Consider the following 13,150-nt stretch of genomic DNA (forward strand, 5'->3'; position numbering starts at 1 on the left):
GCATGTATCTATAAATTTGTTATTGTCTTATAAATTTTACTTCTATTCTTCCAGATCTGATTATTAATTTTCAAATACTGTCTGGTCTGTAACTGGTGTCTGAAGTGCTTGCAAAGCCTTCTCAACTAAAGCATCCCTGATTTTATAAGATTCTGCTTCGCCTTCTGTCGGATCACCGAGCGGATACGGGATTCCAATCGCCGGAACGATTCGGTTCGCACCGATCGTGCGTGAAATCGGAACTACTGTACACACATGCACCACCGGGATACCATATGCTTCAATGCCTTTTACCATCGTTGCACCGCAACGTGTACAGGTACCTCAGGTACTTACAAGAATAACTGCATCTACATGATCTTCTACCAGCTTCTTACCAATATCCGTACCGAATTTTGCTGCTGAATTGGTAGCCGTTCCAGTTCCGGTCGTACTTGCAAAATACGGATACAATTTACCAATCTCTCCGTCCTTTTCCTTCTTCCGGAGAACATCCAGTGGAATAACGAGATTTGGATCTTCCATTACAAACTGTCTGTCATATCCACCATGGATTGTTGTATAATCATCCTTTGACATCTTTTCCATTCCCTCGATCGGATACCAGCCAAATTTGGTTGCATTGGATGATTCGATATGATCCGGATTGTCAAGTGGCACGATACCGCCAGAAGTTACAATGGCGATCGTTGCCTTGCTCATATCCTTGATAGCTTCTGCCGGAGGAACACGGTCGAACTTCGGCATCGGAAGGTCTGTGGAAAATTCTTCTCCGGCAATCTTCTTAAGAAGCATCTGGATTCCTCTCTCAGAACCTCTCTCATCCGCAAAATAATTAACACGGATTCCTCTCTCCAGATATCCTTCCTCTGCTGGTCCAAGGATCTCTTCACCTGCCGCAAGCTTACGGATCAGATTCACAAATTTCGGTACTGCTTTACGCATTGTTGCTGCAGAATTACCTGTCTCTACGAGAATCACATCCTGACGGAACATATCTGTTCCCGGATTTTCCTTATACATACCGGACACAACCGGAATGCCAAGTCTTTCTTCCACTGCCTTGCATATTGTTCCGCATGCTACTCCATAACGTCCCGCATTAAATGCCGGTCCTGCAACAAATACGTCCGGGTGATAACGTTTCACCATCTCTACAATTGTATCTGTCGCTTCATCCAGATTCTCTCCAAAATAGTTATCACCACAGATCACAGTCGCAACGATCTCATAATCGTCTCCGAGTCCCTGTGCCAGTGCCAGTCCCGGTCCGATGACCTTCTCTTGTACTTCCGGTTCATAATCTGCTTTATCTTCTCCACCGATACCGCCGAAGAACTGATTCAGATAATGTACAATTCGATATGCTGCCATGTTTCACCCCTCCTTTAGTATCCTTTTGCTGCCAGTTTGTTGTAGCCGTTCGCAATCGTAGATGCGATAATGATCTGCAGTTCTGCTTCAAATGAACCGTCTTCGTTCATACAGCCTGCCCAGCCACCGATCTGGCTCTCGATATATTCTGTTGTTCCGATTACCTTATCCATTGCCGGAAAATGAAGAGTTGCATTACCCTGTCCACAGGATGCAAGTGCTGTTGCTTCATCACAAGTATCTGCCAGAGAAGCAGATTTTCCATCCTTACCTGGGAACTCATCTGTAATCAGGCAAACTTTCGTTCCGGCTCTTTCTACTTTCTTACAGTTCATCATCAGATCTGTATCCGGATTGCCATATCCTTCTTCTGTGATCAGCACTCCGTCCAGTCCCATCCACTGACACAGCTTCGCAACCATATCAGAATGACGTTCCTTATCCGCAAGAAATACATTTTCATTCGTCAGAATCACGCCCATGAAATTGAGATCTTTTCCATGATGTCTGTATAAATCTTCAATAACCGGATTGTGCAGATGATGATAGCTGGTTACTTTATCACACGGTGCAACACAGTTACCGGATACGATTGCGCCATCCATGATCTCTGTCGGATACATAAATGTCGGCACGATCTGTTTTGCATCCACTCCATAATAATAAGTATCATGCAGCAATCCCTGTGACTGAAGCATATGTACATATCCGATCTTCGGAAGATCCGGGTATTGCTGTGCTTGTTCCAGAATTGGCTTTGTCTCATACACTTCCAGTGTGTCCGGTTCGATATTTCTTGCAAGTTCGCCGAGATATGTTGCAACTTTGAGGCCTGCCATACGTCCCGCACGCTCATAAACATGTGTTTCCAGACCTTCTTTTGGTTCAATCACCACGCACACATTGAGTGTCTTTGAAAACGGACAATAATCTGCTGCCGGTCCGCTCATATCAATGACACCTTCCTGAAATCCTACGATTCGTCCCACTGTAACAACACAGCAGCCGGATAATGCATGTGTTCTTCCACTTCCAACCTGTGGAGACACTTTTCCGATCACACCTGGGAACATCTCACCGCCACTGACTTTTACACGTGGTTCGATTACGTCTTTTACCGGCGTGATTCTTGTCTTTTCACCCGGTTTTGCAAGTTCCAGATGGCAGCCAATCAATTTGTCATCTTCCAACACAAGGCGTTCTACTTCTTCCTTATTGATAGAAAGCACATGATCATCCACGCAGGACTTGTCACCAAACCGGATATCCCTGATCTCAATTTTGCCTAACTCCAGTTTCATACTTCCTTCCCTCCTCATTCTGCCTTTCTTTAAAGCTATTTTTATCTCTGTTATAAATACCTTGCTATCGTCTCTGCACTGTCTGCTGCGCTAAACGATCCTTGGCATAACATTCTGAACTATGGATAAATCAATGGTCTTGAAATCATCCTCTACTTTTTTGGGGTAGGAAGCCGGGGACGGTGCTATCACCTGCCAGCGTCTGTATACTTCCAGACATTTTTCAATCAGCAGGATTGCCTTCATCGCATCTTCCCCGCTTCCCGGGTATACAATTACAGACCGATATGGTGTCTGGTTCGGTTTCAGGCTCGATGCCTGCGGATGTGTCAGCAGAATATGGCGGTCATAAACCATATCCCGCGTTGCGATCAGAACTTCTTCATACGTCTGTTTTAAAATAACTTGCATCTCATCTTTGTATGCTTCAAACACGCGGTCATTATTCGTAATTATGATTGCTTTCTCTCGTTCGTACATACGCTTTTCCTCTGTAGATATCTATATTACAAGGTATCATTTTTATAAAAATTGTTAGAACAAAGTGCCCTCTGTTCCGCCTTTATATTGTTTTATTCGGTGTGTTTGTATTATAATGTTTTTCTATAAATATAATCTTTCATTTGCTTTTTCTATCAAATTCAATGTAGCACAATCTTTATGTAGTTTCAATGGATTTTCTTAACATTTTGTTATTTTTTTATCTATTTTTACCATAAAATTATTCAAGAAAAAGTGCCGCAGGCAGGAAATCAGCTTTTGTTTCTGATTTCCGCAGGATTCACATCACCTCCACCGGTGTATAACGGTCTGCATATAATTCCCGGCACACCGGGCTCGCCTGTTTTGGTCCTCTGGTAGAAATAAATAAAAAAAGTCCTTGACAGAAACTAAAATAATTTCTGTCAAGGACGAGTTCTGCATTGGAAAAAAAATATATATCTCCGGCTTATACCACCCGCGGTGCCGCCTTGATTCACAGCATGACCTGTGCGCACATGAATGCTTTGATCTCCGCTTCATTGGTTTAGTATGTTAAATTGTTTTTTTATAATTTAGCACAACATCACTCTGTTATCAAACTATTTTTATTAAATATGCCGCACTAAATGCGTCGCACGCTGATAACTAATCAATCAGGTCATTCTGATATCTGGATAAATGCTCGTACGGCAGAATCTGACGTCCCCTGTACAGACCACAGCCGTCGTTAATCAAACTGTTGTTCACTGCTGCGAACATATTGACATCCAGGTCTTTTAACTCCAGATTGACAAGCCGTTTTCCACGCTCATATGCTTCATCAAAATACAGGTTCTCGCCCTCCGGAATAACTTTCCTTCTTGTACGCTCCTGCTCCTGCTTCTTCTCGTAAGCCTTATGATTTGCCGCACCAATCTCTGCAATATCGTCCATTGTCTTCGTCCGAAGCTGCACTTCCATATAGCTTCGTGAACTGTTATCGTAAAATGTAATATGAAGAGACTGGTATCCACTCTCAATATGATTAGAAATATAATCTCTGTAATACGGGCGGACATTATCATGAAGCTGCTCTGACTTACTCTCCAGCACGCCTCTTGCCGACTCTGCCGAAAATCCCTGTGCTTCCAGAAATCCCGGCAACACATTGGCAATCTGATACAGATACTCGATCTCTTCCTTCTCCCATTCTGCTTCATTTTTCACGTTGCATTTCGGAAGAGAAACTACGATCCGATATGCAATAAAATCACGGAAACAGTTTAATTTTTCTTTTAATTCGGAAATGGTCGGATAGCGCCCGTATTTCTCGTAACATTCATAGACACATTCCACGATATAACCATTGAATTTCTCTTCCGCACGGAGCAGTGATTTGATCCTGCCTTTGAATGTAAATGCAAGAAACGGATATTCCTTTGCCATATATTTGTAAAATTCACGGATCTTCTGTGACTGTGCTGTCAGGAAGTCGTTGTGTTCCAGCATTTCCTGAATCTGGATCAGAAAATTACTGTGGATCAGATCGATCTCATTGCCAGTACGTTTTGCTTCTTTTCTAAGATCTACGATATATTTGTGTAAAATCTTAAAGACTGTATTTCCGGAATATAAATAATCGTTTAATGTTATCATTCGCATCACCTCTTAAACTTATTTCATTATAACAGATGAGCATATGTGTTGCAGTACAATCTTTCTGTAATTTAAGCGTTCAAAAAGAAAGGGCACCACACGAATTTCGTGTAATACCCTTTGAAACGGATTAACTACTATAAAATATCACTGCAGCATATATTTCTTCAATTGCCGCCGATTGGCAATTCCCAGCTTTTTGTAAACCGCTTTTAGCGTCCGGTTAAGCTGATTCTGTTCAATTCCCATATGTTCGGCAATCTCCACATTCATCCAGCCTCTGTTTGCCAGCATAGCTACTACAAATTCTTCTTTCGTAAGTGCACTGAGTTTCCCGCCGACTGCTTTTGCTCCTTCTCCTTTGCTTCTAAGGCCATGCCATTTCTGCCATCCGTAACTGAAACGTTCCATGATCCGGAATATCCGGTCGAATTCTTCCGGTGACTCTTCTTTTATATATTGTTCCACCAGCCCCTGTAAAAGTCCATGATGTTCACCGATTCCTTCCAGTAGTCCATCCGGCTCTGCCAGTTTCCATGCTGCCCGAAAATGCTCTTCGGCTTCTTTCGTTTTCTTCATACTGACAGCGTCCATCGCTGCCACAAGGTGAAGATATATAGACGAAACCGGATATAACTGCGGGCTGAATGCAAGCCCTGTCTCTACGATTCCGCGGGAGCGCTCATACTCTCCCTTCTGATAAGCATCATATGCGATAAAGTAACATCCCCATAACCGCAATCCTTTTGGAAGATCTGTTAGATATTCAAAGATCAGAGGTGCTTCCCAGTCTTCGATATGAAGCAGCACTTTTGCCACACTTCCGGCAAATGCCGCATATGCTCTCTCTTTGCGATCTTCTGAATGAAGCAGCACATCAGCCGTCACTTTCATAACATGTGCACCTGCTTTTACTGCCTCTACTCCTCCTACCGAAAAATCAGAAAAAATATAGATTAGACATGCCGACATTCTGAATACAAGATCTTCATCCTGCAGATACTTCTCGGAAATTTCTGCCGCCTTCTCACTTTCTCCCCGAAAATAATAAAATTCCGCACGTGCCATTTCCCTGTGTGCAGAATCTTCCAGATTGTCAATGAGAGTTCTTGCTTCACCCGGAACATAGGATGTTCCCATAAACCATAACTTATGTTCCATAATACTTCATCTTCTTTCTGTCTTAATGTTTCACCTTATTTTAAATTTACTCTCTTTTAAATATAATTTTAATTTTCCTCTTTTATGCTTATTTCGGGGCAGATCCCTTTACTGACACTTTATATAATACCAGCAGATTGCTACCTTTTTTGGTTTCCTTGGTATAATAATATTGAATTTTTACATCCCTTGCAATAAAATATAAAAAACGACTTGTTTTCTTTAAAATTTCACTTGCCTTTTATGAACTGGAATCTGCATTTTGGGAAGGGAATTCTATGAATATTGAAAAATATACCATTTGCAGTGCTGCAATTTTATTAGAATATTATGACAACAAAATCCAGTCATTCCTTGAAAACTGCCACGATGATATTCTGTGGCTTGGACCAGCGCATGATCAGATGATCCGCGGAAAAGATAATCTGATAAATGCATTTCAGAAAGAAAAACATGAACTGCGTTTTACTGTTTCAAATCTCGTTGTCTATCCGCTCGACACAGGCAGTCCTTCTACTCTGGACGTGCTTCTTACTTTTCAGTTGGATACTTTCTGGCCGGATGGCAGTTCAAATCGCGTCCATCAAAGAATTTCTATGCTATGGGCTATGCAAAATAATATCCCACGCATCCGGCTTTGCCACATTTCCAATGCGATTGCCTATGATCCGCGGGATACTATCTATCCTGTTCATTATGCTGAAACCTATAAATCCATGGTTCTATCTGGGCAGATAAAGCTCAGAAGAGTTACTTTTCATGGAAAAGACCGCTCCATGATTTATCTGAAACCAGATCTGATTCTGTATGTAGAATCCTGTGGTTCTCATACTCTGCTGCACACTTCGACGCAGACATTTGAATGTGTTGAGCGTCTGGCCGCTCTATGCAAACGCTGTGAACCGGAACTAATCCGCTGTCACGAAAGTTATCTGGTGAACCTGACTTACGTCGCCAGTATCCAGCGGTTCTCCTTTACACTTACCAATGGGGTCTCTATTCCGATACCTGAGAAACGATACACGCATATAAAAAAGCTGCTGGCTAATTTTTCTTCTTCCCCGGAAGTGAAAGAATAATAACTGCACCGATGATTCCTGCAAATCCTAAAAGATCCATGAATTCAAAGGAAACGCCCATAAATAATACGGATGCCAGTGTTGCTGTCAGTGGTTCTACCGATGCAAATAGACTCGCCCTTGTTCCGCCGATCAGACGCAGCCCTTCCATGTAGCATCCGAAAGAAAGCACGGTTCCCATGATGATTACGACCGTTACACACAAAAATGTCTGCCAGTCCCATATAATCTGCGCCGTGGTTGTCCACGGTCTTACAATTGGAATCAGTCCGATTCCGCTGATTAACATACCCCAGCCAACGATCGCAAACGTTCCGTATTCGCTCATCAGATTACCCGGAAGCAGATTATAAAATACGGTCGCAAGCGCAGATGCAAGTCCAAGAAACAGAGTTGTTTTGGACACTGTAAGCTGTGTCAGATCTCCGTGCGTTGCGATCAATATGACTCCGCCAAATGCAAGAACCAGTGCAATACGCTCTGATACTTCCGGCAATTTCCGGTTGACAAGCGATGTGTACAGCATGATGATAACCGGTGCCACATACTGCAATACTGTTGCGATACCTGCATTTGAATCATCTACTGCCATATAATATGTCATCTGGCAGGCCGCAATACCGATCATACCATACAACATCATCCGGATCACATGTCTTGGATTCTTCCATATGCGGAAAGTATCTTTTTTCTGTTTTGCAACTACTGTGGACAGAAGGATCAATCCCGCAATGATCAGGCGCACATTTACCAGCCACTGTGGTGTCATCCCTCTGTGTTCAAATGAATATTTTCCAAAAACTCCTGCAAGCCCCCAAAAGACACCGCCTAATATTGTCAAAGCGGTGCCTCTCATCTTCTCACGGCGTTCAAATTGTTCCGTAAGTTCTGTATATCCCATTTTTTCATCCTCATTCTCTCATTGTACTCTTATCTGTTCAGATATTTATCCTATTCGTCAGCATAGCATATTTTTTAAAAGATTCCTATAGACCATCTGATCTTTCCCTTGATGTTTTTTATCTTCACAGTGCCAATCTCTCTGGAATCCCTGGAAACCTCTCGGTTATCACCGAGCACAAAAACCTGCTTATCTTCTACCGTCAGTGGATAGGTGATCTTATCAGACTTTGCTTCCGTCTTACCGACTGCCTGCGGTGTCGTAACTTCTTCTCCGTTGACATAGATCTTTTCACGGTCAATATTAACGGTATCCCCTGCTACAGCAATCACTCTCTTCACATATACATCCCCGTTCGGCATATCGAGCGCCACGATGTCTCCGGCTTTGTATTCGCTGTTATGTCTCTCATAAATAACTATATTCTTGTCATGCAGTGTCGGATACATCGATCCTCCGTCAACTGTCGATATCCCCATAAAAAAATGGAAAAGACCTATGATAACAACAAAAACGAGCAGGAACTGCATTATCACGATCAGTCGTTGTTTCCGGCGTTCTTTTGCTTTTTTCTTCTTCACGACCGGATCTACATCTTCCAGCACTTTTTGCTTAATACTCTCTATCTCCATCTTGTAAAACCTTCTTCCTGTTTCTTTTACCTTCCTTATTATAACGATTGTATCCTTATATCTCAACACCCAATCTATGTGAAAATCTGTGACTGTCGAAATATGGTATTCCCTTATTATTTGTGATATAATATACAAATGATATCAGAGAAATACATTCATATATCATTACAGAAACTTAGTTCTGCAGATATATGAGCGTAAAACTCGGACAAGAAGTAACACACGGGGATTTTCAGCCTGAAACTATAGACATAAGCAACACCCGTCAATGGACCTGAATTGAACGGAGGATTCACAATTATGAAAAAGTACACGTCATTCAAGGTTCTCCAGCTTGCAATACTGGCGATCCTTACCATCTTAAGTCTGTTTCTCCTTCTGAAACCAGAAGTGAAACAGTTCGTATTTTCATCCCGCCCTGCCACGATTTTGTTTTTTGTCGTATGGGTACTGTTATTGGTCAGCTTTATTTTCCTGCTGATCGATTTTAACCTTATCTCAACAATTAAACTGAACTATCATAACTTATACGGTGTCGCTTATTCCGATCCGATATCCGGTATGCCAAACCGTTTCAGCTGTGATACAGTCATTGAGAAATATTACGACGAGAAACTTCCGGAGAACATCGGCTGTATTATGATCGATCTTTCCAATCTTTCAGAGATTAATAACCTTTACACACATGCTGCCGGCAACCGTCTGTTGAAGGATTTTTCCAATATTCTTTCCACTGCGGCAACGTCCTTATGTTTTGTCGGTCGCAACGGTGGTAATAAGTTTCTTGCGATCTTTGAAGACTGTACCGAGGAAAATATAGATCTTTTTATCCAGCGCATTGAAAACCGGGTTGCCCAGCACAATCAGGCACCGGATTCTATTGCCATTGAATATCACACCGGTATCGCACTGAATCGTAATGAACATCTGGATCAGATTACCCGGCTGATCGCACTTGCAAACAAACGTATATCCAGATCAACGAATGTACAAAGGAGTTAGACGCATGGAACTTGATTATGATTACATTGCAAAACTGGTACGCAAAACGCAGGAAGGCAATAGCGATGCATTTGCAGAATTATATACTGCTACTTATCAGTCGCAGTACCGTTTTGCCTATCAATATGTAAAAGATCCCTATCTTGCACAGGACATCCTGCAGGAAGTTTACATTTTAGTATTAAAGAATCTGGACACACTGAAGAATCCGCGTCTCTTTGTATCCTGGTTGCACCAGATCACATTCCGGATCTGTTTTGACACTTGGCAGAAAAGGAAACGGCAGGAACAGGAACTGGATTATATATCCTCCGGTCAGACATCTGATTTTTCAGAATCTTTCTCGGATATCATGACGAATCCGGAGAAGCATATTCTGAACAAAGATGCAAAAGCACGGCTGATGCAGGCGATCCAGTCACTGCCTCCACAATATTCGCAGGCGATCATCATGCGCTATTACAATAATATGAGCATCGAAGATATTGCCGTTGCGATGGATTACAGCCGGAGTACTGTCAAACGGCGTTTGCGCAAAGGGCGCAAACTTCTGGAAAACATGCTCCACGAAGAAAAAGGAGGGATTTGTTTTGAATAAAGATTATACTTCTGAGTTAGACCTTCACGCATCTTCTTTTGACAATACAGACATTCCTGCTTTGGATTCGAAGACTGCGAACCAGCTTCTGAACAACGTTTTTAACGCATGCGACATGGAACCGAGCACAATTCCGGTCGAAGTTCTGGAAGACTGGGGCAATTACAAGAAAACGACCTTTGGTTTCGGACGGACACTGGCCTATTTGTGTACACTGCTTCTGATCTTAATGCCGCTTTTATTCATTAAGCCAACGATTATTGCAGAACGTACCAAAGTAGACTCTGCACAGTCCGCTGTTTACAATATCCGGGTAAAGACACTGCTCCCGATCCGGGAAGTTACCGCTGACCTGGATGGACATCCGATCGCTTTGACGAAGAAAGATACGCATACTTATACTGCGGAAGTTACTTCTAACGGAACACTGACAATCCATGCAGAAGGCATGAACGCACAGACTTCCTTACGTAGTTACAAAGTTTCCAGTCTGGATACCGAGAAACCGAAACTTCTGGACTCCTACTCCCGTCACGGAGTTGTATATCTGGACGTATCCGACACATATTCCGGTATCAACTACGATGCGATTTCCGGTCTTGTCCCAAAGAGTATCAACAAGAAAACCGGTACCATTTCTTTTATGATACCGAAGCAACCGACAACTATTAAGATTCCGGATAATGCCGGTAATGAACTGGAATTGTTGCTCTCTCCGGTTAAGAAATAACGTACATTTTAAAAAGGAGAATCCCGATATGACTATGAAAAAGACATCACATGCTTTGCCTGTTATATTACTTATCGGGATTCTTCTTTTTGTATTATCCGGCTGTTCGTCTTCCCATTCAAATGAAGCCGATCATTCCGGGCCAAAGCGTGATTCCACGCCAAAAGTATTATCTCCGTCTGCCCCCGGCAAAAAAGTTTATAAAAATAACAGTGCATCCATCGATGCGTCACATATTTCCGAAGGGTATATCATGGTAAAATATACCGGTGGCAAATCCAAAGTAAAATTACAGATTGCCGGACCGGATCAGGCAAATTATACTTACCTTCTGAGTAAAGGCGCCGGTTATATGGCATTTCCACTCAATGCCGGAAATGGCAGTTATTCACTCAGTATTCTGGAAAATGTAAGCGGAGATTCTTATGCAGTCGCTCTGGAGCAGACCATTTCCGCAAAGATCAAGGATAGGTTTCTTCCTTTCCTCTACCCGAACCAGTATGTCTGGTTCACTGCGAAATCAAATGCAGTAAAAAAAGGGCAGAAACTTGCGGAAAATACATGGACAGATCTGGAAGTCGTACAGAATGTTTATAACTATGTGACGAAACATGTCGCTTACGATAACGCCAAAGCTGAAAATGTTTCTTATGGATATATTCCAAATGTAGATGAAACTTTGAAAACCGGCAAAGGCATCTGTTTCGATTATGCAGCTCTTATGACTTCCATGCTGCGTTCCCAGCGGATTCCGACCAAACTGGAAGTCGGTTATGCCGGTGAAACTTACCACGCCTGGATCAGCACTTATGTAGATGACAAAGGCTGGGTGGATGATATCATCAAATTTGACGGAAAAAACTGGCAACTTATGGATCCAACACTTGCCGCCAGCAACGACAAAGAGTCCGTCAAGAAATATGTAAATGACAAAAATCATTACGTTGTGAAATTCAACTATTAAATACAATGATCGGGTTATGATATACCAGGCATACAAAACTGCTGTAACCCGGAAAGGAGTAATTATGACCGAGACACACACGCCTCTCTCCAATGCCGAGACCGCGGCATTCTGTTCGCAGATTGCTATGATCCTGCGATCCGGTATTTCTTCTATAGAGGGAATTTCTATCATGCTGGAAGATACAACCGAACCAGAAGAGAAGAGATTACTGGAAGGCATCAACACCATGCTTCTGAATACCGGTTCCCTGCACCTTGCACTAGAAGATACACACGCATTCCCGGACTATATGATCCAGATGGTACAGATTGGGGAACAGGCAGGAAAACTGGATGAAGTTATGACTTCCCTTGCGGACTATTATGAGAAAGAAGCTGCGCTAAACCAGACGATCCACAATGCAGTTACCTATCCTTTACTTATGATCTTTATGATGATCCTCGTCATCCTTGTACTGGTGACAAGAGTTATGCCGATCTTCAATCAGGTATTTGCCCAGCTCGGCAGAGAAATGAGCGGATTGTCACTGGGTATCCTGCGATTTGGTCAGTTCTTAAACGCACACATCGTCGTCTGCGGCATTGTCCTTGTACTGCTTGCTGCCGGCGCTGCTTACCTGTTCTGGACAAAACGTGGACACCAGCTGCTCCTTGGATTTATGGGAAAACTTCACGGCGGCCGTTCTCTTCAGGATCAAATCGGCGCATGTCGTTTTGCAAGTGGTATGGCACTGACTTTAAGCAGCGGACTGACACCTGCGGAATGTCTGAAACTCTCCATTCCACTTATCAAGAAAGGAGCTTTCCGCACCCGTCTGGAAGCCTGCTCCGAAGCAGTTACAAATGGCGAAGATCTATGCGAAACACTTCTTTCCAATCACATTTTCTCAGGAATTTATGCCAAAATGGCATCCATCGGTTCTAAGACCGGTGTGTTGGAAGAAGTGATGAACAAGATCGCCGGACAGTACGAAGAAGAGATCGATAACCGGCTCTCCAGAATGATCACTGCAATCGAACCGACACTTGTCATCATTCTGTCCGTGATCGTCGGCATCATTCTTCTGTCTGTCATGCTACCACTCATCAGCATCATGGCAACATTATAATACCTGGTTTCTTAACATGAATAAGAAATCTGTTCCCCGGTAATTGATACATCAAGATAGAAAGGAACGACTAAAGATGTCCCGTCGTTTTATTAAAAACCGGCAAACTTCATATTTGCGGAATGTTTTGATTTCCATCGCTTTATTTCTTACTGTCTTTGGATTTTTCTCATACG

General features: G+C 42.7%; 13 protein-coding genes. 6 read left to right on the forward strand and 7 right to left on the reverse strand.

Annotation, left to right across the window (positions count from 1 at the left end):
• Positions 1-63 precede the first annotated feature (63 nt).
• From grdF to H8S07_RS11520, 5 genes are all read right to left on the reverse strand, one after another.
• The gene (gene grdF / locus H8S07_RS11500; protein ID WP_117537720.1) at positions 64-1,374 is read right to left on the reverse strand and encodes a sarcosine reductase complex component B subunit beta; all 1,311 of its coding nucleotides are present in this window, start codon (positions 1,372-1,374) and stop codon (positions 64-66) included.
• 14 nt (positions 1,375-1,388) lie between these two features.
• Positions 1,389-2,675 (reverse strand): sarcosine reductase complex component B subunit alpha, encoded by a 1,287-nt coding sequence (grdG, locus tag H8S07_RS11505; RefSeq protein ID WP_186856058.1) that lies wholly within the window; start codon positions 2,673-2,675, stop codon positions 1,389-1,391.
• A 90-nt stretch (positions 2,676-2,765) separates the two neighbouring features.
• Positions 2,766-3,155 (reverse strand): GrdX family protein, encoded by a 390-nt coding sequence (locus H8S07_RS11510; RefSeq protein WP_186856059.1) that lies wholly within the window; start codon positions 3,153-3,155, stop codon positions 2,766-2,768.
• Positions 3,156-3,803: 648 nt separating this feature from the next.
• Entirely contained in the window at positions 3,804-4,793 is a 990-nt protein-coding gene (locus tag H8S07_RS11515) for a nucleotidyltransferase family protein (RefSeq protein ID WP_021861499.1), read from the reverse strand.
• Between the two features lie 147 nt (positions 4,794-4,940).
• The gene (locus H8S07_RS11520) at positions 4,941-5,954 is read right to left on the reverse strand and encodes a helix-turn-helix domain-containing protein (protein WP_186856060.1); all 1,014 of its coding nucleotides are present in this window, start codon (positions 5,952-5,954) and stop codon (positions 4,941-4,943) included.
• Positions 5,955-6,232: 278 nt separating this feature from the next.
• Between H8S07_RS11520 and H8S07_RS11525 the strand changes: the two genes are divergently transcribed.
• Positions 6,233-7,033 (forward strand): LytTR family DNA-binding domain-containing protein, encoded by an 801-nt coding sequence (locus H8S07_RS11525; RefSeq protein ID WP_186856061.1) that lies wholly within the window; start codon positions 6,233-6,235, stop codon positions 7,031-7,033.
• Here H8S07_RS11525 and H8S07_RS11530 read toward each other — a convergent pair.
• Positions 6,999-7,934 (reverse strand): DMT family transporter, encoded by a 936-nt coding sequence (locus H8S07_RS11530; RefSeq protein WP_021861496.1) that lies wholly within the window; start codon positions 7,932-7,934, stop codon positions 6,999-7,001. The genes H8S07_RS11525 and H8S07_RS11530 overlap by 35 nt on opposite strands.
• Positions 7,935-8,008: 74 nt before the next feature.
• Positions 8,009-8,566 carry a signal peptidase I gene (gene lepB, locus H8S07_RS11535; protein WP_186856062.1) on the reverse strand — a complete coding sequence of 186 codons (558 nt, stop codon included), beginning with the start codon at positions 8,564-8,566 and terminating at the stop codon, positions 8,009-8,011.
• Positions 8,567-8,869: 303 nt separating this feature from the next.
• On the opposite strand from lepB, the gene H8S07_RS11540 reads away from it, so the two are divergent.
• The 5 genes from H8S07_RS11540 (at position 8,870) to H8S07_RS11560 (ending at position 12,974) form a co-directional block, all read left to right on the forward strand.
• A complete protein-coding gene (locus H8S07_RS11540; protein ID WP_021861494.1) occupies positions 8,870-9,571 on the forward strand; it encodes a GGDEF domain-containing protein in 702 nt (233 codons plus the stop codon).
• A 4-nt stretch (positions 9,572-9,575) separates the two neighbouring features.
• Complete coding sequence (locus H8S07_RS11545; RefSeq protein ID WP_243176020.1) at positions 9,576-10,169, forward strand: RNA polymerase sigma factor; 594 nt, start codon at positions 9,576-9,578, stop codon at positions 10,167-10,169.
• Positions 10,162-10,899: a hypothetical protein gene (locus H8S07_RS11550; protein ID WP_118660143.1), complete on the forward strand. Its 738-nt coding sequence runs from the start codon at positions 10,162-10,164 to the stop codon at positions 10,897-10,899. The genes H8S07_RS11545 and H8S07_RS11550 overlap by 8 nt, the downstream gene beginning before the upstream one ends.
• Positions 10,900-10,927: 28 nt before the next feature.
• Positions 10,928-11,863 (forward strand): transglutaminase domain-containing protein, encoded by a 936-nt coding sequence (locus tag H8S07_RS11555; RefSeq protein ID WP_243176021.1) that lies wholly within the window; start codon positions 10,928-10,930, stop codon positions 11,861-11,863.
• A 64-nt stretch (positions 11,864-11,927) separates the two neighbouring features.
• The gene (locus H8S07_RS11560; RefSeq protein WP_186856064.1) at positions 11,928-12,974 is read left to right on the forward strand and encodes a type II secretion system F family protein; all 1,047 of its coding nucleotides are present in this window, start codon (positions 11,928-11,930) and stop codon (positions 12,972-12,974) included.
• Positions 12,975-13,150 lie beyond the last annotated feature (176 nt).

The organism is Dorea hominis (genome assembly GCF_014287705.1).
Lineage (GTDB): Bacteria > Bacillota > Clostridia > Lachnospirales > Lachnospiraceae > Dorea_D > Dorea_D hominis.